The organism is Paraburkholderia sp. D1E, from assembly GCF_052682275.1.
Window position 1 is genome coordinate 6,854,274 of the sequence record NZ_JBQYMB010000001.1, and the last position, 23,473, is coordinate 6,877,746.

Below are 23,473 nucleotides of genomic sequence, written 5' to 3' on the forward strand. Positions count from 1 at the left end.
GCATTGCTGAGCGGGAGGGTTGTCGCACGAGCTGGCAGCAGGTTCATTGATGAGCGGTATTCAATGAAAACCTTTTTCTCCTGCATTCGTTCGATCGTCCTCATTCTGTTCGGACTGATGGCTCTCATTGCTGCCATAAAAGGGCTTGGCGATGCCGCCACGCTCTGGCAGGCACGCAACTGGCCGGTGGTCGCGGCGCGCGTCGATCAATGTTCGATGTATAGGCACTACGGCAAACACGATTCGTGGTGGGAAGTGTCGGCCACGTTCAGTTACGGAAGCGGTTTCGATCGGCACTACCAGGAAAGCTGGACGCCACCGGATTCGCCGAGATATAGCCGCGGGCCGGATCCTGTCGTCAGCGAGCATGACGAGGAAGCGCTGACCAAACGGTTCTGTGATCGGGCCGCTGCAGGAGGGCTACGGGTGTCGGCCGACCATCCATCGTTCGCGTGGCGAAGCGAAGCTGTCGAGACCGGAGAATGGAAGACCGATCTGGGGATGGGATTGGGGATTGGCCTGGCGGCACTGTTTCTGATCGCGATTGGCGCGTTGCTATGGCCGTGAAGGGAAGCCGCGATGAAGTCGGCCAAAGCAAAAAAACAGCGCAAGGCGGCGAGGGCGATGCGGGAGAATGTGCGCAAGAGCCGCCGGACTGACCCATAAATGGCGGAATACTCTCTATGCCAGCACGGGCTTGGCCAGTCCATGCGGGGAGCGCATGGACCACCTGCATCTCACGTTAAGCGCTCACTGCTTGTCGAACGTGACCAGCTTTTTATCATTCGTGTCCGCCACAAAAATGGCCAGTAGCTTCGCGGGTTCCGTATCGCTCGCGTTTTCGCTGACCCTATGATGCGCGCCAGGCATTTCGGTCCAGTATTCGCCCGCATGAAAGACGCGTTCCTCGCCGTTGTCGACACGGCTGCGGATCGCACCCGACAGCACATAGCCGACCACAAAAGCTCGCCCATGCCGATGCGATGGTGACTTGCCGCCAGGCGCATAGTCGACGACCAGTGCCGTCATCGTTTTGCCTGGAACGTTGGCGATTGCCTCGGTGAACGCGGGCGTAATCGTCTCATGTGGAGCGGCTGTATCGGCGGCGAATACGGGTTGGGAAATTCCAGCGATAGAAAAAACGGCAAGCGCCACCATCGCGATAAGCGTGCGCATTTTCGTGCGATTACGCCTGGCGTTGAATCGCTCGCGTTTGGGATTCGCGTCGATGTGCATGATTTTCACGACTTATTTCCTTCAGGGTTTATGCAGAAATGGTTCGTAGGGGCATGGCTGCGATGAGCTCAAACAGGCATCTTGCGAAACCCGATTGCGAAGCGGTTCCACGCGTTGATGGCGGAAACCAGCAGCGTCAGGTCGACCAGTTCCTCGTCGCTGAAGTGCGGGCGTACGGTTTTCCACACGGCATCGGGTACGTGTTCCTGTGACACCAGCGTGAGCGCTTCGGTCCATTCGAGCGCGGCGCGTTCACGGTCGGTGAAGAAGGGCGTTTCACGCCACGCCACGACGGTGGCCAGACGTCGCTCTGATTCGCCGCCTTTGCGGGCGTCGGTGGTGTGCATGTCGACGCAGAAAGCGCAGCCGTTAATCTGGGAAGCGCGCAGACGGACCAGTTCAGTCAGCGATTTTTCGAGGGCCGATTTGCCGATGCGTTCTTCGACACCCAGCATCGCCTTGATGGCAGCGGGGTTGGCTTTGTAGAAGTCGAGACGTTGTTCCATGATTCACTCCTTGACGGTTTGGACCCACTCAGTGGTTCGGCGAGTACAGGTTAAGCGTTCAAGTGGCCTTATTAAATAGCCAGTTTTGTGTAATTTTAGGTAGCCGCTTTGTCGAGTGACACGGATCTTCGAGCGGCGAAGGGGCGATGCCCGGCATGCTTATGCCGCACAACTCAAAGGACGGTCAGCCGCGTGACTCGTTGTCTCCATGCGAGCCCCCGTGGACCGGCTCTGAAAGTCGTTAATCCATTGGAGCACGTGGCACCATCATTCGGAATGAGGCATTTTGAGGCGTATCGTGTCGAAATGTTGCGCTCAGAATTCTGATGGAGTAGGCTTCGATGCACGATAACGATGGAACTGCGGCGGCGTCCTGTAACGCGGGCTTGTTGCGAAACCGTCTTCGATACCGAAGCCAGTACTCAAACTTATTAAAGTGTTTTCGAGAGCGCTTGATCTGTGCATGCGTTTCATCTCGGATCGATATGCGGTGAAGGGCGAATTTTCTTGATGATCGTGCTGCTTCTCTAGTCGGAATTCCTTCTGTTTGGCGGAGACCGGACGCTCAATGTCGCCTCCCGTGCGAATAGTCCTGGATGATGGCGCGTATTCGATGATGCTTCTTTTAGCTTAACCAGCAAATAGTTGTACACGCATTTTCATAAGCTAGATTCTGCTGCGCATGTCGGGCTTGGGTGACCGCACTGTGCATAAACGTATCGAGGAGATGTCATGTTAATAAATTGTCTACACCGCCGATTTAGTCAATCAGGAGTCCTATTGATATTGATTATCGCTGGTAGTCTATCCGGCTGCGGCGATGATTTGGGAAAGGCCGTGTCGACGGGACAAGTAAGCCAATCGCCAACGGGCAACACAGCGAGCGGGTCCGGTGCGACGCCAAAGGTACTCGTGGTCGGTCTTTCAGGTGTTCAATACACGGCTCTGCAAGCTGGTATCGCCAACAACCAGTTGCCAAATTTGAAGAGCATGGCGGTCGTTTCAGCCTTGGCCGGTGGGCTTGGCGGCACGACGACACAGCAGCCAACCCTCTCCGGCCCAGGGTGGGCCACCGTCTTGACCGGCACGTGGGCAAATCGTCACGGTGTTCTCAGCGACTATGCGGATCAGGCACTTGAAGCCGATCCACTTTTTAAACTTGCTCAACAGGCGGGAGCAAACGGTACTGCCGCTTTCGCGAGTTGGGGGACCATAAACGCGCTTCTTTCGCCCGCGATCGGGAGTGGTTACGTCAATACGTCAATCGACTGCAACGGTGTGGACAGTTGCGTGATGAGTGCAGCCACTAACGCTATTACTGCAGGCACTGACAGCGTGGTCTTTGCCAACTTGACGGGACCTCAAACAGTTGCGTCCGCATCGGGTCTGGGAGGCAACTACCCCAACGCTCTCGTTGTCGCGGATAACGAGATCGGTCAGTTGTTCGGTACGATAAAAGCACGTGAAGGTCAAAGTGGCGTAAATGAAAACTGGCTTGTGCTTGTCACAACCGATCAGGGGCTGGACGCAACCGGGAGCGAAAGCGGCCTGCCACTACTCTCGAATCAGACCAGCTTTATCGCTGCAAATCAGACGCTTACGGTTGCTAACGCGACTACTGCTCCCGGCACAATACAGCCTGCGCCCACGTTGGCTCAGCTCACCACGGGCGCAACGCAGGCGGATATAACGCCTACTGTTCTGACGTGGCTTGGCGCGGTGCCGAACGCGAATACCTACGCGATCGACGGCACCTCTCTGGTTGGCAATATCGGAGCCCGATCGCTTCAGGCGACACCCCGAAGTGACCTCGCCAGCTTTAATCTGACATGGACGCCGCCTCCGACAACGCCCTCTCAATTCCAGTTGTACCGGGCAGGCAATCTCATTGCGACATTGTCCGGGAGCGCGCAGTCCTACGTCGACACGCAGCTGGGCGAGAGTAGCAATGGGCTCTACACGTTCAATTACACGCTGATTGGGAATAATGCCGCGGTGTCGACCCTTGCGCAAATCAACTACGTCCAACCGGTGGTGCTGGATCCGACGCTCGCAAGCGGCTTGATTCACTATTTCTCGTTTAACAGTGGACTGTCGGACGTCATCATCCCTTCGGTCGCGATCGCTCAATTCAACCCGAGCTCCACGACCACCGCGTCGTTTGTGGCCGACAATTTCAATGCGGAGGCTCTGCAAATCGCATCGCTGAATACGGCATCGAATGCGTTGAACGGAATGAAGTTGGCGGATGACGTCACCAATAAACCTCAATTCACGGTCGGCTTCTGGTTTTACTCTGGTGACGGACAAAACGACTCTCCCGTCATCACGAACAAGGACTGGAGCTCCGGGCTCAATCCAGGTTTCACCATTGCGGAGGAAAGTAACGGCCAGCTCAAGTTCAATATTGCAGATGGCTCAGTTCGGTCCGACGGTTCGCTCAACTTTACGAAGAATGCGTGGATCTATGTCGCCATGACCGTGGACACGACAAGTACCAAAACGGCTACTGGGTACATCGATGACCCGGTTTATGGCCTGGAAACGACGACGCTCAGTATGAGTTCGATGAACATGTCGAAGATACCTGGCGTGTACGGCACCATCGGCTTCAACGAGAGCGCAACCGGAAAATACTATTCAAGCGGACAAGGCGTTCCGGGCACGATGACGTTCAATGACATGACGATGTGGAACAAGGTATTGACCTCGGCGCAAGTCAATTCGCTTTATGCATCGAACAAGTCTTTGTCGACACTCAACCCATAACCGCAGGTGGCGTGATGAACTACTTAACTTCATCGTCTCTTGATCGTATTCGCGTTGCCGTACCGGCATGGTGCGTTGTCGGAATGATCTTCTTGTGTTTGACGGCGTGTGGTGGGGACTCACCTTCGTCTTCCTCCTCCAATTCGAGCGGTGGGGGAACGCCGGTGCAGGCCGGGGCAAATGCGGCCTCTGGTGCGAGTGCCGTGACTCCCGTGCTCCATTGCGCGCCATGAGCATGGTCCTCAGATGCATTAGCGATCAAGATAAACAGGGGTGAAGAAATGCATTCAAATACACGACGCAATTTTCTAAAGATGGCAGCGGGGTCCCTTAGCGCTTCGGCAATGAGCGCCATGATCCCCTCCCTTATCCGCGAAGCGGTTGCAGCGCCGGCAGCGAACACAACTGGAACGATCAACGACGTCCAGCATATTGTTATTTTCACTCAGGAGAATCGGGCTTTCGACCATTACTACGGCTCGCTACAAGGCGTGCGCGGTTTCAACGATAGATTCGCCATTACCTTGCCCAACGGTGCGCCTGTCTGGCAACAGCCCACCAGCAGCACGGGCAGCTACATTTTGCCGTTTCATATCGACACCACGACTACCAGTGCTATATGTATCGGCGCTGCCGCAATGGACTATCCGACCGACATCGGAATCTGGAACCACGGTCTTTACAACGCGTGGAATACGGCAAGAACCCCCGGGCTGGGGATGAGCTACTTTACCCGCAATGATTTGCCGTTCTATTACGCGCTGGCGGATGCTTTCACAATCTGCGATCAGTATCACTGTTCGACGCTTACGCAAACGAACCCAAATAGACTTCATGTGTTCAGCGGCAGCAACGGTTTGTCGGTCGGACAAACGGCAGTACTCGACAACTCGGAGCCTGTATCGACGTGGCCGACGGTAGCCGAGACCTTGCAGGCTGCGAATATAAGCTGGCGCGTCTATCAGGAAACCGATAATTTCGATGACAATGCGCTCGCATGGTTCGCAAATTTCAAGAACGCTCCAACTTCCAGTCCGCTTTACAAGAATGGCCTCGCAACTGTGCCGGACATCGTGCAAGCGTTTGCCTCGGACATCGCCGCAGGAACGCTTCCTCAGGTTTCATGGATCGTGGCGCCGGCGGCCCAGTCCGAGCACGCCGATTATCATCCGTGTGACGGCGAGGATCTCACCGCTCGTCTGCTGGCGACCCTGGTTGCCAATCCCAAGGTTTGGGGGGCGACAATCTTCCTGCTTAACTATGACGAGAACGGAGGCTTTTTCGATCACGATCCGCCGCCGATGCCCCCCGCTTCTGGCACGCAAGGGCAGGCCACCATGACGACGCAAGGCGAGATAACAGCGGGGCAGCCGATCGGCCTCGGGTTCAGGGTGCCTATGCTGGCGATTTCTCCGTGGAGTAAGGGGGGCTATGTTTGCTCCCAACTGTTTGACCACACCTCGACAATTCGCCTTATTGAAGAGCGCTTTGGGATTCATTGCCCGAATATCAGCCCATGGCGCCGGTCTGTTTGCGGCGACCTGACGTCAGCCTTTAACTTCAAAACGCCCGACGCAACCGCGCCGAGCCTCCCAGGCACCAGTACATATGTCTCGACGGGGAACAGCGAATGCAGCAACCTGCCGGCTCCTACTGTACCCACGACCCAATCGATGCCGACACAGGAGTCGGGCACGCGCCTTTCACGCGCTTTGCCCTATGAGCTTCACGCCAGCGGTCGAGTCGTACCCTCGGCAACTTCGTTCTGGCTAATCGTTGCAAACTCCGGCACCGCAGGCGCTGCCTTTCAGGCTTTCGATCTCGACACGCCGTCTAATCCGCCGCGTCGCTACGCAGTGGACGCAGGTGCTCAGATTACGGATAGCTGGAACGGCTCCACGTTGACGGGTACGCGATACTCACTCGCCTTGAAGGGACCGAACGGCTTCTACCGTCAATTCTCAGGCGACATTGCCTCCACTTCGGGAAGCAATGCCGCAAATCCGGAGATTAGAGTCTGCTACGACGTAGCGAACAGCGCGGTATATCTGACCATGATGAACACGGGGAGCGCGACTTGCACGTTTGTGGTTGCTGCCAATGCGTACGTAAGTGGAGGTCCATGGACTTTTCAGGTGGCCCCCGGCACGGTAGCGGAGACTAATTGGTCCGTCACATCGAGCGCCAACTGGTATGACTTCACCGTAACCGTCCAGCAACAGACTGCGTTCCTGCGGCGGTTCGCCGGGCGGTTGGAGAACGGCAAAGACCTGACCAGCGACCCCGCTGCAGCGTGAACTGCTGTAGATCCTGAGTTGGGTCGTTCGCTCCCAGACAGCCGCTCCGGCGGCTTTTTTTACAAAGCTTGCCGCGAGGCACGTATATCTTCTATCGCGCACTGCCAGACGTGACGTCGCGCGCACTCTTCATCAGGAACAACGCTTGCTAATTCTGAGGTTCGAGCCAGTGCGAATCATCGGCTGGCGCCGCTAACGCAAGGAGTGTTTCCATGGCAGGAAAAACCGGTAGCCGTCAGCCCGCCAAGCCGGCTGACGACAGTAAATCGCAGGATCTCGAACAGTTTCGCGTGCGTCCCGACGGTGCAGCGCTGCGAACCAATCAGGGCGTGAAGATCGCCGACAACCAGAACACATTGCGCGCTGGTCCGCGTGGTCCCTCGCTCCTCGAAGACTTCATCATGCGCGAGAAGATCACGCATTTCGATCACGAGCGGATTCCCGAGCGCATCGTGCATGCACGTGGTTCCGCCGCACACGGCGTATTCCAGTTATACGAACCGATGACCGAGTACACGAAAGCCGCGTTCCTGCAGGACCCGGCCGTGCAGACACCGGTCTACGTGCGTTTTTCCACCGTTCAGGGGCCACGCGGCTCGGCGGATACGGTGCGCGACGTGCGCGGGTTCGCGGTGAAGTTCTACACGCAGGAGGGTAATTACGATCTGGTGGGCAACAACATGCCAGTGTTCTTCATTCAGGATGCGATCAAGTTTCCGGACTTCGTACACGCCGTCAAACCGGAAGCGCCCAACGAGATGCCCACCGGCGGCTCCGCGCACGATACGTTCTGGGATTTCGTGTCGTTGGTGCCCGAATCCGCGCACATGGTGCTGTGGACCATGTCGGACCGCGCGATCCCACGCAGCTTCCGTATGATGGAGGGCTTTGGCATTCACACCTTCCGTTTCGTAAATGCGCAAGGCAAGGCGCGCTTCATTAAGTTTCACTGGCGCCCGGTGCTGGGCTCCTATTCGTTGTTGTGGGACGAAGCACAGAAGCTCGCCGGCAAGGATCCCGACTTCCATCGGCGCGACCTGTGGGAGGCAATCGAAAGGGGCGACTTCCCCGAATACGAACTCGGCGTGCAGATCATCGAGGAACAGGACGAAAACAGCTTCGGTTTCGATCTGCTCGATCCGACCAAACTGATTCCGGAAGAACTCGTGCCGGTAAAGATCATCGGCAAAATGACACTCAATCGCAATCCTGACAATTTCTTTGCTGAGACCGAACAGGTCGCGTTCCATCCTGGGCACGTCGTGCCCGGCATCGACTTCAGCAATGACCCGTTGTTGCAAGGTCGGCTCTTTTCGTACACGGATACGCAGATCAGCCGGCTGGGCGGCCCGAACTTCCACGAGATTCCGATCAACCGGCCGGTGTGCCCGTTTCATAACAACCAGCGCGACGCGATGCATCGCCAGGCGATCAACGTCGGGCAAGCTTCCTATGAACCCAACTCGCTGAACGGAGGCTGGCCGAAGGAAACCGATCCGGCGCCGTCAGACGGCGGCTTCGAGAGCTATCAGGAACGTGTCGACGGTGTGAAGATCCGTGTGCGCAGCGAGTCTTTTGCCGATCATTTCTCGCAAGCCGCGCTTTTCTATCGCAGCATGTCCGAGGTCGAGCAGGAACATATCAGCGCCGCGTATCAGTTCGAGCTCGGCAAGGTAACGAAGCCGGAGATTCGCGAGCGCGTGGTGAACGAGATCCTTGCCAATTTCGACGCCGGTCTGGCTGCGAAGGTCGCGGCTGGCTTGGGCTTGCCCGCACCAAAGAAGGGCAACGCACCACCCGCGTCGAAGCCGCAGACTTCGCCGGCACTGAGTTTGCTCAATCGAGTGAAGCCGGGCATCAAGACGTGCAAGATCGCGTTGCTGGCCGCGCCAGGTTCCGACGCCGCGTCGATCAGGAAGCTTCAATTAGCGCTGCGAGGCGAGGACGCGACGCCTTTGCTGATTGCGCCGACCCTCGCGGCGATCGATGGTTTGCAGCCGGACGCGACGATTGCCGGCATGCCGTCGATCATGTTCGACGCAGTGATCGTCTGCGGAGGCGAGGCCGGCGCGAAAACGCTGGCGCAATCTGGTGACGCCCGACATTTCGTGCTCGAAGCGTTCAAGCATCTGAAAGCGATTGCCGCGCTAGGGGCAGGGCGCGATGTGCTGGCGGCAGCCCAACTGCCAGACCATGCCGATGGTGTCGCAACCGGCGACGACAGCCACAGCGCCGAGGTGCTAAAAGCGTTCATCGCGGCGGCGGAACAGCATCGTGTATGGTCGCGCGCGGCGCTGGCGCAAACGGTACCGGCATAACGTAACGACGACCGACACGCATAGCCCACCATCACGCCTCGACGGATCAAACCGGTTCGTCGAGGCGTGAAGTGATTTGGGAAGCAGGGATTGCGCGCCGGGGTCACTCATCCCATGAGTCGTGGCGGCGGCCAAGCCAACGCCGGTTTGAAAAAGATGTGCGGCGCAATGCAGACTTTGTCCAGCAAGCGTGGATCCGAGTTAACCCGCAGACCTTGGGTTAAAAGCCGTGGCGAACCGAAAGTGTCGCGCCCGTATCGTGTGAATGGAAAACCGCCACACGCGCAGTGCCGGAAAAGACCCAATCGTTGACGGTCAGCGACAGCCTTCGCTGCGGTTGCGCACCGAGCGTTAGAGTCGTGTCCGACAACTGGACGATTGAGAGTTGCGGCGCCGTCGACGGACCCAGATGGAGATAATTTGACGCCTGCTGCGGCGGCGCCTCAGGCGCTGATGCGGCCTTGCCGGCGCCGAGTTGGAAGTCGTGGGTCACCGGTGAGCTATAGAAGTTCTCGATTTGAGCGTAAAACGGTTGTCCCTGATCCGACTGATATTCCATTTCATAGCGCTGCAGATAGCGTTGAGGCTCCGGAATGGACGAAGCAGCCTTCTCGGGCGGAGGTGCGATATTCGCAATGGTCATCTCTTCGGGCAGGTCCATGGTAACGCCGCCCGCGAACGCGTATCCGCTCAGCAAACAAAATATTGCGCCGACAATCCTTTCGCTCAGGCAGGTCATGGCCATGCCTCCAATGAAGGAATTGAAACGTCACATCACTGACCGCCATGTCTGAACAGAATGCCTTTGCAGCTTCATTTGTATTAATACATTGTAGTCAAGCAATTGCCAGATTTTGGAAGGAAAGTACGACGCCCCAGCGCGCTGCGCGTTGCAGGTTCCAGCCGGGCAAACCGGTCATGCGTGTGTCGTTCCTGCTCGTGGTGGCAGCGTGCCGGGCGTGATGACGGCCGCTGTGCCGCTCGACTGGCAACTGACGTCGATCGTTGCCGCCGGGTTGGTTCTTTGGATTGCTAAACGCGGTGGCCGCGCATTGCTGGTGCGTGTGGGGAAGTAGCCTTTAGCCGGTGCATCGTCCGGAATTCCTTAGCGTCGGGCGAGGAGGGCGATGCTTTCTTCATCCTGGTTCGTGGTTTGGGTTACTCGCTCTCCGTCTGCGTGAATTTGTGAATCCCGTTTGGTGACGACTGTGGACGGATTTTCACGGCGATTTTCGAATTTGAGAAAGAGATCAACGATCGCGCGAGTGGGTATGCTGGTTGACAAGGTTGCTATCTTGATCGGGCTGAACCAGTGACATTGCGAGATTTCATTGCCGGGCTCGGGCGACGCGTCCCGCGTGAGATCGGCGGAGAAAACATGATGCCGCTTGTTCAGTCCGCCGAACTGGAACAGGTACGTCAACCTGGTTTCAAAAAGGTTCGCTTCTTCTTCCAGTTCGCGTCGCGCTGCATCCAGGGGCGTTTCGGACTGCTTTATCGTACCGCCAGGCAGCGACCACCGTGAGCGCGCGCGAGCGACCAGCAGCACCTTGCCGTCGCGTACGCATACGATTGTGGATCGATCTTTCATGCTCTTCAGTCTATGAGGTGCTGCTTCCGTGTATAGAGTCGATTATGAATCAGCTTAGGGTTTTCAACGTGAAGAATAGCCCACCAGGGACATCCCAACGTGGGTGACACTCCGGTCGTCGGTCTGCGTGTGCGTCGGCCGGAATGCGCTCGCCTTGCCGCTGTAGAACGCGACTGACTTGCCATAGCGTATCCAGATCCCCGCGCGTCGCCTCGAAGTAGCTGACCTGCAGCCGATCCAACTCATGCATGCTGATCGTGATGAATCCACGTCCGTTCATGGTCTGGCTCCGGGCTCGCTGGGATGCCGCAGCATGCGCTACAGCCGCCGGACCGGAGCAGGAAACCAGACATTTCTAATGAGCCAGAACCGGACATTTCTAAAAAGCCCTGACAGCCAGTGTCGAGGCCATTCTGAAGTGTCGTGTCGAGGCCATTCTGAAGTGTCGTAGTGTCGAGGCCATTCTGAAGTGTCGTAGTGGCAGCAAAGTAGAAGTGTCGTAGTTGTGCCTTTGTTATCTCTTTGACGAGGTTTTGAGTACAGAATCCTGGAGGCTGACCGTCGTTCTGCCAATCGCGGTGTTCAGATCATCAACCGTGATCTCCCGCTGCTTTTTTGTCCCAGCCTTGCGTTCCTTCAGCTTAGGCGCCTGCCCCTGATTGGTCCGTGACGGCGAGCCTGACGCGCGCCGGTTATCGCGATCGGCCTGAACGAGCTGCGCGACCTGCAGCACGTGACCCAGCCGCTTGTGGTCGACGACCGCGCCCTGATCGATCTCCGAGAGCCGGTCATAAGGCGTGCAGGGAAGGGCGAGGCCGTCGGCACGGATCTCGATGCGGCCGTCCGGATACTCGTACACATCGATGTAGCGTCCGACCAGCCTGCGGTTGGCGTCCGTGTCTTCAAGCAGGTAGATCACCCGGTCGTACTGCAGCGTCAGCGAGCGCGTGACGCGCCGCGGTTCACGCCACGTCAGGATGGTGTCGAGATTCTCATCTGCACGCAGCGGCCGGTGAGCGTTGAAAGCGCTGCGCGGTACCTTGCCAAAGCGCGTGTTGTAGTCGGCGATGAAGTGGGGTGCGTAAGCGTTGGCCGCTTCCCGCGTGTCGATCTGGCGTAACCGTAGTTCCTTCACGAGGCGGTCCTGCAGTGTCAGGTTCGCGCGTTCAACACGGCCCTTCGCCTGGCTTGAATTTGCGCACAACCCGTCAATGTTCAGCTCGAACATCGCCCGGCCAAAGTGCGTCACGCCTTTGCCCCCCGTGGTCGCCGTCTGCGTCGAGCGGAATACGCTCGCCTTGTCGCTGTAGAACGCGACCGGCTTGCCGTGCAGTTCCAGATACGCCCGTGTCGCCTCGAAGTAGCTGAAGGTCGATTCGGTCGCCGTGAAGTGCAGCGCCATGATCCGGCTGGTTGCGTCGTCCACATAGACCAGCAGCGTGCACGCCGGCGCCCGCTCCTCGAACCAGCGATGATCGCTGCCATCGATCTGGATCAGCTCGCCCAGGCACGATCGCCGCGCCCGTGGCTGGTAGATCTTCGGCGGCCGCTGCCGGCGTGGAATCCACAGCCCGGCCCCCGTCATCAGGTGACGCACCGTTTCCTTCGACAGCACCAGCCCATGACATTCGCGCAGCTTCTCGCACGCCAGCGTTGGCCCAAAATCCGCATAACTGTCCCGGATCAGATTCAACGCCCGTTCAGCGACACCGTCCAGCAACTGGTAGTTGCTCGGGTGCCCACGATGCCGCGACAGCAGCCCCGACGCGCCCTGGCTGCGATAGCGCAGCGTCAGCCGCTCAACCTGGCGCCGGCTCAGATGAAGCCGTTCTGCAGCCTGCCACGTCATCAGCAGGCCATCGACCAGCGACTGGATCGTCCTGAGCCGGTCAACCTCGCACATCGTCATGGTGATTGTCCCGGATGTCGTCATGCGAGCCTCCCATTCAAATGGTCAGCCAGCATGACATGCGACGTTTCAACTTTGCCCAGGTACGACATTACAGCTTTGCCGTAACAGCCAGATTGTTGATAATTTATATTATGTCAAATTTAATGTGTGGCTGTGATGGGTGTCCCAGTCGCGTCGGTTTGCATAAAATTGTTAGTGCGCGAAAATATTTCACGGAAGTCGCTGCCGATGAAGTACACGAGGCTATCTCCGATACCGAGAATCGTCGGCGTGCCGAGGACAAACTCGCATTCCTGTTCGGCAAAGGCGCTGACCGCACCGCCGGCCAACGCCTGCTCGTGGGCCGCCTTCGCGTCGTTGACGCGAATCCCGATCGCACGCACCGACGCACCATGCTGGGATTCGAATGCATTCGGATTTCCGTTAACAACGAACGCGGCTGCGCCTTGCGTCATCAGGAGCATGTCGCTCCTCGACTTGCCGCGAAGGCGGAAGCCAAGGTTCTGGAAGAGATCGACGAGCTCCATAGGCCGGGATGAGACGAACTCGACGAACGCGAATCCGTCAGTTTTCACTCGATTTCTATAATATTATGTAGTATTCCAAAATATATGTCATGGATTAAGTCAAAGGGAGCACGGTCTCATTCGACAACTTAGCCCGTGCCCGACCGACTTACGCTTCCAACTGCCTCCACATCTCGGCTGGCGGATTTCCGTTCATAAGGATGAACAACCCGCTCCTGCGTGTTGTGCGCGAATGCGCCATACGGTGGCCTGTCCACATCAAGGAGCGGAGGTCAATGGAGTATTGGTTCCGGCGCTAGATCCGGCCGGTGAGAGTGGAGCTTACAAATGGTTCTTGACCGTCTTCGCGATCATGGGTATGACGGTTGCGACCTACGTGTTGATGTACTACATCCCGACCTACTCGATTCAGTATCTGAAGATGCCGCCCAAGCTGTCGATGCTGGTCTCGATCGGCGCCGCATGTGTCTCGCTGACCATGTGCCCGATCTGGGGCGCGCTGTCGGACCGCATGGGCCGCAGAAAGCCGCTGACCGTCGTCGGACGCGTGGGGCTGATCGCGCTGCTGTATCCCGCGTTCTGGCTGATGAACCAGTTTCCAACGCTGCCCGTCGTCATCGGCCTGATCGTCCTTTTGATGTTCTTCTACACGATGGGTTCGGCGCCTGCGTATGCGCTCATGCCGGAGAACTTTCCGAAGCATGTGCGCGCAGGCTATCTGGCAAGCGCGTATGCCGTGGCGGTGTCGGTGTTCGGCGGCACGGCGCAGCTCGTCGTCGCGTGGCTCATCAAGGTGACGGGCAATACGATGGCGCCGGCATGGTACATGATCGCGTGCGTTGTCATTTCGCTCGGTGCCGTGATGATGCTCGAAGAAACCGGCGGACGCGATCTGGCCTGATTGTGTCGGGGAGTTCGGCCCTGAAACCCAGGGCGAGGCTCACGTTCGTGTCACGTCCCGGCGTTGACGAGCGCCTTCGGCACCGCGTGTTGCTGCAAGCCCCATTTCGCCAGGATCTTCTGGTAGGTGCCGTCGGCGATCAACTGGTTGAACGCGGTGGTCAACGCCGTATTGAGCGCCGCGTTGTCTTTCGACATACCGAGCGCGGTGTACTGCGACAGGAATGGCTGGCCGATCGCCGCGTACGCGTTCTGTTCAACCGAGTTCTGGTACGGCAAGGTTTCGCCGCCCTGCACCGCCGCATCGATCCGGTTCTGGCGCAACTGCATGCGCGCGTCCGACGAGCCATCCGTACCGATTACCTTGACGGGGGGTTTACCTGCCTTCACGCAATGCTCATCGCTCCACTTCGCGATATCGTTCACAAACGACGTGCGGCGGCTCGTTCCGACAGTCTTTCCGCACACCGCATCCATCGTCGCGAACTCTCCCGCCCGCGCCTTCACCGTGTAGAACTGCGGACCGGTCGTGATGTAGTCAAGGAAGTTCACCGCCCCGCGGCGCTCGGGTAGATCGGTCATGCCCGACAGGATCACGTCGACGCGCTTCGTCGTCAGCGCGCTCATCATCTGGTCGAAGCTGGTTTCCTGCCATTCGAGCTTGACGCCGAGCTTCGCGGCGAGGGCTTCGCCAAGATCGACGTCGAAACCCATCAGCTTGTCGGTGGCCGGGTCCTTGTACTCGAACGGCGGATAGTTCGGCACGATCGCCGCGACGAGCGTGCTCTTGCCAATTGACGGAGCAGTAGTTTGCGCATGAAGCAGCGGCGCATGCAGCGCAACGACACCAACTACCAGGGTGAACCATTCACGCAAACGAAGGGACGCGTTCATAGAAACTCGCTTGTTAGAAGAATCTGGAAAGCGGGTCCCAGCCAGAACCCGCGGTTGTGATCACGAAAGCACAGCCGAGATGAAATCCTGCGTGCGTTTATGTTTGGGCTGCCCGAGCACCTGATCAGGCGTGCCGGTTTCCACAACCTGCCCCTGATCCATGAAGACCACCCGGTTGGCCACCTCGCGTGCAAAACCCAGTTCATGCGTCACCACGATCATCGTCATGCCGCTTCGCGCCAGATCCCGCATCACCGCCAGCACCTCGCCCACGAGTTCGGGATCCAGCGCCGAGGTCGGCTCGTCGAACAGCATCAGTTGCGGATGCATCGCCAGTGCACGTGCGATCGCCACCCGTTGCTGCTGTCCGCCGGACAGTTCCACCGGAAATGCATCGCACTTGTGAGCGAGCCCTACCCGCTTGAGCAACGAACGCGCCTCTTCTTCCGCCTCCGCGCGCCGCCGTTTTAGAACCTGCACCGGACCTTCGATCACGTTCTCCAGCACCGTCTTGTGCGGGAACAGGTGGAATTTCTGGAACACCATGCCGGTCGCGAGGCGCTGGCGTGCCACCTGCCGCTCCGAGAGCTCGTGCAGCCGGTTGCCCACCCGCCGGTAGCCCGCCAGTTCGCCGTTCACCCACAGCGCCCCGTCGTTGATCTTTTCCAGCTGGTTGATGCACCGCAGGAACGTGCTCTTGCCCGAGCCCGACGGGCCGATCACGCACAGCACCTCGCCTTTGGCTACATCCAGCGTGATGCCCTGCAAGGCCTTGAACTCGCCATAGGACTTGCGCACGTCGACCGCGCGAACGATTGAATTCATTTCGGCTCCTTGCCCTGTCGTTACCGGCGCCTTCATTGCCTGCCCGATGCACGTCCCGCACCGCGCGCGTAGTGCCGTTCCACCCGCGACTGCGCGAACGACAGCACCGTCACCACCACCAGGTACCAGACTCCGGCCACCATCAGCAGCTCGATCACCCGTGCATTCGCGTAGTAGATGTTCTCGGCGTTGTGCAGCATCTCCGCGTACTGGATCACGCTCGCGAGCGAGGTCAGCTTCACCATGCCCACCAGCTCGTTGCCGATCGGCGGCACGATCACCCGCATCGCCTGTGGCAGAATCACCCGGCGCAACGCCTGCAACCGCGGCATGCCGATCGACTTGGCCGCTTCATACTGCCCCGTGTCCACCGACAGCAGCCCCGCGCGCACCACTTCCGACGTGTACGCCCCCTGGTTGATCCCCAGACCCAGCAATGCCGCGAGGAACGGCGTCATGACGTCCACCGTGCGAAATTCGAACAGGCCCGGAATGCCCATCGACGGAAACACCAGAGCGAGGTTGAACCACAGCAGCAGTTGCAGGATCACCGGTGTGCCGCGAAACAGCCACACATAGCCTTGCGCGACTGCCTGCAGTACTGGATTGGGCGACAGCCGCATGATCGCGGTGATCACGCCAAGCACCACGCCCAGCGCCATCGCCAGCACCGTCATCACGATCGTGTTGACGAGGCCTGTCAGGATCGAACGCGCCGTCAGGAACCGCGCGACGTAACGCCATTCGATCTGGCCGTGTGCGAACGCCAGCATCACGTACCCAATCAACGCGATGATCGCCGCCGAGGCCACATAACGGCCCCAGTAGCGCCGCCGCACATGCACCAGATGCGAAATGTCGGTGACGTCCTCGCTCATCTCTGTCATCGGTTTCTGAGCCTCCGCGGACAGTGACGCCCGATCGTTGGAAACGCTTACCATGATGGCCCCCTGTAGTCGGCCGCCCACGCGCTCTGCCGGTCGATCGCGGCACGTAGCCGGGTGATCTGCTCTTCCACACGAGCGGGCGCCGTGCCGCCGTAGCCGCTGCGCGCGGCCACCGCCGCTTCGAGCGTCACGTGCTCCAGCACCGATGCCTCCAGCCGCGCATCCACTTGCGCCAATGTCGCCACCGACACGTCACCCAGCTCGATGCCCTGCTCCTCACACGCTCTCACCAGCGCGCCCGTGATCTCGTGCGCCTCGCTGAAGGGAATACCGCGCAGCGCGAGCCAGTCGGCCACCTCCGTGGCAAGCGTGAAGCCCAGCGGCGCCTGGCGGCGCATCTCGCCCACGTTCACCTGCATCGTGCGGATCATGCCTGCCATCGCCGGCAACACCAGCTCCAGCGTGTCGATGCTGTCGAACGCGGCGATCTTGTCTTCCGCCAGATCGCGGTTGTACGCGAGCGGCAGCGACTTCAGCGTCGCCAGCAGGCCGCCAAGATTGCCGATCAGCCGCCCTGCCTTGCCGCGCGTGAGCTCCGCGATATCCGAGTTCTTCTTCTGCGGCATGATCGAGCTGCCCGTCGCGTAGCCATCGTCCAGCACGACCCAGCCGAACTGACGCGTCGTCCACAGGATCACTTCTTCCGACAGTCGCGACAGATTCACCGACAGCATGCTCGCAATGAACACGAACTCCGCCACGTGATCGCGCGAGGCGACTGCGTCGATCGAGTTCTCGCACGGTGCGTCATAGCCCAACTCCACCGCCGACAGTTCCGGGCGCACGCAGATCGCCGAGCCCGCCAGCGCTGCCGCGCCCAGCGGCGAGCGCGCGCTGCGCCGGTCCCAGTCCACCAGACGATCGACGTCGCGGTAAATCGACTGCGCGTGCGCCAGCAAATGATGCGCGAACACGACCGGCTGCGCCGGCTGCAGATGGGTAAAGCCCGCCGTCACACTGCGCGTGTGCGCATCGGCCTGTTCGATCAGTGCGTTCTGCAAATCGATCACCGCGTGCGCCAGCGTACGTGCCTTGTCGCGCAGGAACAGGCGCAGGTCGTTGGCCGCCTGGTCGTTGCGCGAGCGGCCCGCGCGCAGCTTGCCGCCGGTGGCGCCCAAACGTTGCGTCAATTCGCGTTCGAGGAACGTGTGCACGTCCTCGTCATCCTGCGACGGGCCGATCTCACCTGCAAGGTATTGCGCTTGCAGTCTGTCCATTTCGCCCAGCAGTTGCTGCAGTTCTTCCTCGGTCAGGATCTGCGCGCGGCGCAGTTCCTGTGCATGCGCGCGGGAACCGGCCAGATCGTAAGGCGCGAGCCGGAAGAAGCTCGGGTCCGAACGCGACAGCGCCTTGAGCGCCGCCGACGGCCCCGACTTGAAACGCCCGCCCCACAAACGCTCGATCGGTTCAGAAATATTCATCGCTGCTAGCCCTCAGTTAAGTTGACTCCACTGTACGTATCCAGTTTTTCTTCTTGTAGCGAGAATTAAATTCCGTTCAAATGAAATTTTTCTCAGCATCTCTTCCTGCCTCATGCGAAACCGTCTGCCACCGCTCAATCCTCTCCGTGCGTTCGAGGCCGCCGCGCGGCGCTCGAGCGTGGCCGGCGCCGCGCAGGAACTGCACGTGACCGCCAGCGCGGTCAGCCATCAGATCCGCATTCTCGAAGAAGCACTCGGCATTACGCTGTTCGTCAGATCAAAGGCGCGGGTGAAGCTGACGCGCGAAGGCGAGGCCTTGCTGCAGCCCGTCAAAAACGCGTTCGACATGATCGCCAACGCCGTGGTCAAACTGGACTCACCGGCGATGGCCGGCGATCTCGTCGTGTCCACGCCACTGCTGTTCACGTCGCGCTGGATGGCCCGGCACATCGGCGAGTTTCTCGACCGGTACCCGGCGATCAATCTGAAAGTGATCCCCTCCAACGACGACCGCGAGGTGTATTCGCCCGATGTCGACGTCTGCGTACGCTACGGAGAAGGCCGCTGGCGCGATCGTCACGTCACGCTGATTACGCATCCCGCGCTGTTTCCGGTTGTCAGTCCCGCCTTGATGAACAGTCCCAACGCGATCCGCAAGATCGGGGATCTCGCGGGCAAAGCGCTGTTTTGCGAGCACTCGGGATCGTGGATGCGATGGCTCGCGCATGCATCGGCCGACAAACTCGAGGGCATCAGGATTCTTGAAATCGGCAATGCGCATATCGGTATCGAAGCGGCGATTCACGGCCAGGGTGTGGCGCTAGGCGACAGTTTCTCGGTGCGGGACGACCTGATGGATGGCACGCTGATCCGGCCATTCAGCATCACCGTGCCGTCGAGACACGCGTATTACCTGGTGTCCCGGCAAGAGTTGTCCGATACGCCGCTCGTGTCGGCATTCGCCACGTGGCTGAGCGAGAACGTGGAATGACTCAGGTGCTTCAATGGTCCTTCACACCATTCATCGTGACCTGCTGAACCGCGCTCGATTGCAGGCCCCACTTCGCCACGATCGCACTGTATGTGCCGTTGGCGATCAGCTTGTCGAGCGCGGCGCGCACCGCATCGCGCAGCTTCGGGTTGGATTTCGCAAAGGCGATGCCTTCAGGCGAAGCCGCGAACGGTTCGCCAATCGGCTTGTAGGTGTTCGGTTCGAGCTTCATTGCGTACGGCAGGGTTTCGCTGCCCTGCACGCCCGCAACGATTCGCCCCTGCTTCAACTGCATACGTGCGGATGACGTGTCTTCCGTCCCCACCACCGTGACCGGCGCCTTGCCGACGCAGTTCTTCGCACTCCATGCTGCGGTGTCCGCCGGGAATGACGTGCTGCGGCTCGTGCCGACCGCCTTCCCGCACAGATCCGCCGACTGCCGAATCTCGCCGCCATGCGCGCCCGTCAGGATGTAGAACTGCGCGCCCGAATTCAGGTAGTCGAGAAAATCCGCCGTGTCGCGGCGCCCCGGCACATCGCTCAATCCGCTCAGCACCATGTCGACTCGCCCGGTAGCGAGCGAGGGCAGCAATTGTTCGAACGCCGACTCCTGCCAGTCCAGCTTGACGCCGAGTTGCTTTGCAATCGCATTGCCTAGGTCGACATCGAAGCCGGTCAGTTTGCCGCTCTCCGGGTCTTTGTATTCCATCGGCGGATAGATCGAGTTGACCGCGACCTTGATGACTTTGGCCCTGGCAATCGAATCAGGCAGCGCTTGCGCATGGGCAGCAGCGCCGAAGAGAAAGGTCGACAGGCAGACTGCCATCAAACGGGACGCAACGCGCAGCGGGTTCAGCTTGTACATGGAGACATACCTTTAAAGGATTGAACGCGTGTCATCAAAACCAATGGGTTTCCGTCACGGCCTGTCGCGCTATCGCAGCGCAGGTTGAGCCTCGGCATTACCGCCAAGCCACGGTAGAAGCGTCCGTGCGTCGGCGAGATTGTCCAGATCGAGTACTGCATCGGCAAGCGCGTTCGCCGACGTGTCGTCGAGCGCCATGGCGGCCAGGGCGTGGTACTTCGACAGCAAGTCCGCATCCGACAACGGATTGCGCGGATCGCCGAGCGGCGTGAGCACCTGCTGCGAGCGCGGCATCTCATCGGCGATCGTGAGCGTGACGATGGGCTCGTCCAGATCGGACATCGTCAGATCGACTTCGAGCGTGATGCGCTCCATCACCGCGGCCACGCGCGGATCGGTTCGTGCAGCCTCGAGATAAGCGGCAATCCCCGCGTGACCATAAACCAGCACCGAAGCAACCGCATACGGCAAGCTCATCTGCGACGAGGCCAGGTTGCGCAAATCGCGGCCACCGCACATGCCTTCGACGAATGCGCTCAATCTGACGTGCACACTGGAAAGCCTGTCCGGGTCACATTTGATGTCACGCAGCAGATCAAGCGTGGCATCGACTGCTGCATGCGTGCTGCGACACGACGCGTGCGGCTTGATCGAGCAACGCATGATCTTCCAGGTGTCGCCCAGTTCGTGCAGCAAGGCTTCGGGTTTCTGCGTGTCGGAAGCGAACGCGTTGAAGAAGCCGCCCCATACGTCCGCGAATACCTGCGTCGGGCCACTGACGTTTTCCCTCGCCAGCAATGCCGCCAGCAGTCCACCTTCAGCCGCGCGGCCGGTGTGCATGCGTTTCGTTTGCGACGCGTCGTGGATGAAACCCCATAGGCCGCCGCTGAAGCTGCCCGCATGGCCGAACGCCGCGCCGGTTTGCACGGCATCGAGTCCGAGGAGGCGCGCGCTTGCCGCCGCCGCGCCGAACACGCCGCAGGTCATCGTCGAATGCCAGCCGCGTGCATTGTGCGGCGAATATCCGCCGCACGCTTCGAGCACTCGCCTGCCGACGTCATAGCCGAGCACCACGGCCGCAAGAAACGCCCGTCCCGACACTGGGCGCGGTGAGCACGCAAGCGCCGCGAATGCGGCGGGCAGCACGACGGCGCCGGAATGGTCACAGCCGCCCGAGTCGTCGAGTTCCAATGCATGCGCGGCAACGCCGTTGACGAAGGCCGCGCCGCGCGGGCCGAGCGACTGCCGCGTGCCCCACACCTGCGCCACGCCTGGGCCCTCGCCGGACATGACCGCCCGCGCGCTGCGCGACTCCACGGCCGCGGCACCGGCCAGCGACGCGCCGAGCGTGTCGAGGATATGCCGCCTGGCTTTATGGACGACGGCAGTTGGCAGCGCGTCGTGGGGTACGCCGGCGACGAATGCTGCCAGTTGCTCCGACAGCGACAGATCACGCGTGCTCATCGTGCAGCCTCCCGATGCCGTGCAAAAACGTCGACCGGATGACCCGGCTCATTGCCGTCGACGTTCTCGCGCCACCAGGCGGCCACTTCCGTGCCCGTCGCGAACCACACGTCGTCATGCGAACGCATCTCCGCGAGCAACTCGCGCAGCACGTCGATACGCCCCGCCGTACCGATGAGTTCCGGATGCAGCCTCAGCACAAAGCACAAACCGAAGCGGCGGAACGCCGCGAAATCCTGCTTCCAGTTCGCCAGCACTTCCCGATACGAGGGAATCCGCGGCTGTCCGACCGGTACGGCGGGCGACAGGTTGTAGACGAAGTACGGTTCGTCTTCGAGTTCATAGTGAAGCGGCAGTTCGACCAGCGGCGGCATGTCGCCGGCCACCACCGTGCCTGCGCTCGCGTTCACATTCGCGTCCGGCAGATGAAAATACGGCAGATCGTCGCCGCGCCATGAAGACGACCACGTGACCCCTTCGCTGCGAAGAAAGTCCGCGAAGCCCGGTGCCCAATTGCCGTAGAAAGAACGAAAACCCTGCACGCGCCGACCGAGCGTGTCGACGAGCGCTTGCTGCCCTGCAAGGAACGCTTGTCGTTGCTCGTCGAACGTGAGTGTGTCGAAGTGCTCGCAGCGAAATCCGCTCGTGCCGATTTCGTGTTGCTGCGCGTCGATACGGCGCAGCAAGTCCGTGTGGGTCTGGGCAACGCGTCCGGGCAAGAACCAGCTCGAGCGGACATCGAACTCGTCGAACGCGTCGAGCACGCGATCCACGCCCCGTTTCGCGCCATAGCGCCAGACCGAAAGCGATTTCTCGCGGCCGGCGATACGCGGCTCCTGAGTCAGGATGCCGTGTTCGTCGTTGAAATCGACCGTGACGACCACCGCGCAGCGCGCGTTGTGTGGCCAGTGCAGTGCATTCATGCGCTGAACTCCTGCGCGTGTCCCGACGTATTGCTATCGAGCCACCATTGTGCGACGTCGCGGCACGTGGCGAACCAGACGTCGCCTTGAGCGTGCATGTGGTCGATCAGTCGTTCAAGCAGCCCAATACGGCCGGGTTTGCCGGACACCTTCGGATGAAACAGCGTGGTCAGGCAAAGTCCGTCCCGATGCGAGCCGTCGAATTCACGACGCCAGTTGTCGAGGGTCGTGTCATAGCTTGCAATGCGGTCGAGGCTCGCCGGAAAATCCGGGTTGCGGTGATAGGCCAGCGACGCGTAATCGTCGAGCTCCCAGCGGCCCGGAATTTCGACCATGGGCTCGGTGATGCCCTCGGCGTACAGCAGATAAGGGCGATCGTCGCCACGCATCGAACTCGAATAGCGCACGCCGGCTTCCATCAACACGCGAATCGTGTCCGGCCCCCAGTCGCCCGATGGCGTGCGAAAACCAACCGGCTGAATGCCGAGATATTTGGCGAAGACTTCCGCTGAACGTTCCATCACCACGCGTTGGCCGTCGCGATCCAGGGTCCAGAAAGCCTCGTGCCGGTAACCGTGATAAGCGATCTCGTGGCCACCCGCGATGATCGCCGCACACTGATCCGGCCAGTTTTCGACCACCCAGGCCGGCACGAAGAAAGTTGCCGGCACGCGCCGCGCGTTGAGCATGTCGAGCAGACGGCCAAGTGCGCGCCACGGGCCGTAACTGCCCAAGGTGAAATACGAAGGGTTGGTCCAGATCGAACCGTTGAGCATCGCATCGCCGGTCGGGCCGTCGAGGTCGAACGCGAGCGCGACGCAGGAACGGTGTCCTTCCGGCCAGCGCGGCGCGGTCCGGAGCGGCTGGCGCTCGACATATTCCATGTGAGAAACGTTGCCCAGCTCCTGAGGCGCACTTGCACTGTATGCATGGCTTTGTGACACGGGCGTGCCCTGGCGCGTGGGCAACGTGACGGTAGATCGGACCAAACGAAAACTCCCTTTAACGCATTGTTCGACACGGTATCGATCCGGTGCTTCTGCCCGCTACGCAAGGCAGGGCCGTTGCTCGCCGCGGGTGCCGCCGC

General features: G+C 60.0%; 22 protein-coding genes. 7 read left to right on the forward strand and 15 right to left on the reverse strand.

All coding sequences use genetic code 11. The features are described from left to right. Positions 1–63: 63 nt before the first annotated feature. On the forward strand, positions 64–567 hold the full coding sequence (locus tag ACUN0E_RS30850; protein WP_445568957.1) for a DUF3592 domain-containing protein: 504 nt from the start codon (positions 64–66) through the stop codon (positions 565–567). A gap of 183 nt (positions 568–750) precedes the next feature. On the opposite strand, the gene ACUN0E_RS30855 is transcribed toward ACUN0E_RS30850, so the two are convergent. Both ACUN0E_RS30855 and ACUN0E_RS30860 read right to left on the reverse strand, forming a co-directional pair. Beyond that, complete coding sequence (locus ACUN0E_RS30855; RefSeq protein ID WP_445570553.1) at positions 751–1,176, reverse strand: cupin domain-containing protein; 426 nt, start codon at positions 1,174–1,176, stop codon at positions 751–753. Positions 1,177–1,304: 128 nt separating this feature from the next. After that, positions 1,305–1,742, reverse strand: coding sequence for a carboxymuconolactone decarboxylase family protein (locus tag ACUN0E_RS30860; protein WP_408340604.1), 438 nt, complete (start codon positions 1,740–1,742; stop codon positions 1,305–1,307). A gap of 780 nt (positions 1,743–2,522) precedes the next feature. On the opposite strand from ACUN0E_RS30860, the gene ACUN0E_RS30865 reads away from it, so the two are divergent. Then, positions 2,523–4,511 (forward strand): alkaline phosphatase family protein, encoded by a 1,989-nt coding sequence (locus ACUN0E_RS30865; protein ID WP_445568958.1) that lies wholly within the window; start codon positions 2,523–2,525, stop codon positions 4,509–4,511. Positions 4,512–4,530: 19 nt separating this feature from the next. On the opposite strand, the gene ACUN0E_RS30870 is transcribed toward ACUN0E_RS30865, so the two are convergent. Next, the gene (locus tag ACUN0E_RS30870) at positions 4,531–4,866 is read right to left on the reverse strand and encodes a hypothetical protein (RefSeq protein WP_408223239.1); all 336 of its coding nucleotides are present in this window, start codon (positions 4,864–4,866) and stop codon (positions 4,531–4,533) included. Between ACUN0E_RS30870 and ACUN0E_RS30875 the strand changes: the two genes are divergently transcribed. Further along, on the forward strand, positions 4,865–6,808 hold the full coding sequence (locus ACUN0E_RS30875; protein ID WP_445568959.1) for a phosphocholine-specific phospholipase C: 1,944 nt from the start codon (positions 4,865–4,867) through the stop codon (positions 6,806–6,808). The two genes, ACUN0E_RS30870 and ACUN0E_RS30875, sit on opposite strands and share 2 nt — an antisense overlap. 212 nt (positions 6,809–7,020) lie before the next feature. Further along, the gene (gene katE, locus ACUN0E_RS30880) at positions 7,021–9,126 is read left to right on the forward strand and encodes a catalase HPII (protein ID WP_445568960.1); all 2,106 of its coding nucleotides are present in this window, start codon (positions 7,021–7,023) and stop codon (positions 9,124–9,126) included. Positions 9,127–9,346: 220 nt separating this feature from the next. Here katE and ACUN0E_RS30885 read toward each other — a convergent pair whose 3' ends face one another. Continuing rightward, a complete protein-coding gene (locus ACUN0E_RS30885; RefSeq protein ID WP_408223245.1) occupies positions 9,347–9,787 on the reverse strand; it encodes a hypothetical protein in 441 nt (146 codons plus the stop codon). A gap of 193 nt (positions 9,788–9,980) precedes the next feature. Here ACUN0E_RS30885 and ACUN0E_RS30890 point away from each other — a divergent pair, with 193 nt between their 5' ends. Further along, entirely contained in the window at positions 9,981–10,202 is a 222-nt protein-coding gene (locus ACUN0E_RS30890) for a hypothetical protein (protein ID WP_408509288.1), read from the forward strand. Between the two features lie 29 nt (positions 10,203–10,231). On the opposite strand, the gene ACUN0E_RS30895 is transcribed toward ACUN0E_RS30890, so the two are convergent. The 3 genes from ACUN0E_RS30895 to ACUN0E_RS30905 all read right to left on the reverse strand — a co-directional run bounded on the left by ACUN0E_RS30895 (position 10,232) and on the right by ACUN0E_RS30905 (position 13,204). After that, positions 10,232–10,717 carry an NUDIX hydrolase gene (locus ACUN0E_RS30895; protein ID WP_445568961.1) on the reverse strand — a complete coding sequence of 162 codons (486 nt, stop codon included), beginning with the start codon at positions 10,715–10,717 and terminating at the stop codon, positions 10,232–10,234. A gap of 514 nt (positions 10,718–11,231) precedes the next feature. Next, positions 11,232–12,650: an ISNCY family transposase gene (locus ACUN0E_RS30900; RefSeq protein WP_445565808.1), complete on the reverse strand. Its 1,419-nt coding sequence runs from the start codon at positions 12,648–12,650 to the stop codon at positions 11,232–11,234. 119 nt (positions 12,651–12,769) lie between these two features. Next, the gene (locus ACUN0E_RS30905) at positions 12,770–13,204 is read right to left on the reverse strand and encodes a hypothetical protein (protein WP_445568962.1); all 435 of its coding nucleotides are present in this window, start codon (positions 13,202–13,204) and stop codon (positions 12,770–12,772) included. A 286-nt stretch (positions 13,205–13,490) separates the two neighbouring features. Between ACUN0E_RS30905 and ACUN0E_RS30910 the strand changes: the two genes are divergently transcribed. Beyond that, positions 13,491–14,057, forward strand: a complete 567-nt coding sequence (locus ACUN0E_RS30910; RefSeq protein WP_445568963.1) for an MFS transporter — start codon at positions 13,491–13,493, stop codon at positions 14,055–14,057. A gap of 50 nt (positions 14,058–14,107) precedes the next feature. Here the strand turns inward: ACUN0E_RS30910 and ACUN0E_RS30915 are convergent, their stop codons facing one another. From ACUN0E_RS30915 to argH, 4 genes are read right to left on the reverse strand one after another with little or no spacing between them, the layout of a single operon-like run. Further along, positions 14,108–14,950 (reverse strand): ABC transporter substrate-binding protein, encoded by an 843-nt coding sequence (locus ACUN0E_RS30915; RefSeq protein ID WP_408230607.1) that lies wholly within the window; start codon positions 14,948–14,950, stop codon positions 14,108–14,110. Positions 14,951–15,010: 60 nt separating this feature from the next. After that, the gene (locus ACUN0E_RS30920; protein ID WP_097392724.1) at positions 15,011–15,775 is read right to left on the reverse strand and encodes an amino acid ABC transporter ATP-binding protein; all 765 of its coding nucleotides are present in this window, start codon (positions 15,773–15,775) and stop codon (positions 15,011–15,013) included. 32 nt (positions 15,776–15,807) lie between these two features. Then, entirely contained in the window at positions 15,808–16,662 is an 855-nt protein-coding gene (locus ACUN0E_RS30925) for an amino acid ABC transporter permease (RefSeq protein WP_408230605.1), read from the reverse strand. Positions 16,663–16,709: 47 nt separating this feature from the next. Next, complete coding sequence (gene argH / locus ACUN0E_RS30930) at positions 16,710–18,143, reverse strand: argininosuccinate lyase (RefSeq protein WP_408509312.1); 1,434 nt, start codon at positions 18,141–18,143, stop codon at positions 16,710–16,712. Positions 18,144–18,255: 112 nt separating this feature from the next. On the opposite strand from argH, the gene ACUN0E_RS30935 reads away from it, so the two are divergent. Further along, a complete protein-coding gene (locus ACUN0E_RS30935; RefSeq protein WP_408230599.1) occupies positions 18,256–19,134 on the forward strand; it encodes a LysR substrate-binding domain-containing protein in 879 nt (292 codons plus the stop codon). A 10-nt stretch (positions 19,135–19,144) separates the two neighbouring features. Here the strand turns inward: ACUN0E_RS30935 and ACUN0E_RS30940 are convergent, their stop codons facing one another. The 4 genes from ACUN0E_RS30940 to ACUN0E_RS30955 form a co-directional block, all read right to left on the reverse strand. Then, positions 19,145–19,999 (reverse strand): ABC transporter substrate-binding protein, encoded by an 855-nt coding sequence (locus ACUN0E_RS30940; RefSeq protein WP_445568964.1) that lies wholly within the window; start codon positions 19,997–19,999, stop codon positions 19,145–19,147. Positions 20,000–20,068: 69 nt separating this feature from the next. Further along, positions 20,069–21,463 (reverse strand): MmgE/PrpD family protein, encoded by a 1,395-nt coding sequence (locus ACUN0E_RS30945; protein WP_445568965.1) that lies wholly within the window; start codon positions 21,461–21,463, stop codon positions 20,069–20,071. Further along, complete coding sequence (locus tag ACUN0E_RS30950) at positions 21,460–22,386, reverse strand: polysaccharide deacetylase family protein (protein ID WP_445568966.1); 927 nt, start codon at positions 22,384–22,386, stop codon at positions 21,460–21,462. Before ACUN0E_RS30950 ends, ACUN0E_RS30945 begins: the two co-directional genes overlap by 4 nt. Continuing rightward, positions 22,383–23,270 (reverse strand): polysaccharide deacetylase family protein, encoded by an 888-nt coding sequence (locus ACUN0E_RS30955; protein ID WP_445568967.1) that lies wholly within the window; start codon positions 23,268–23,270, stop codon positions 22,383–22,385. Before ACUN0E_RS30955 ends, ACUN0E_RS30950 begins: the two co-directional genes overlap by 4 nt. Positions 23,271–23,473: the final 203 nt, after the last annotated feature.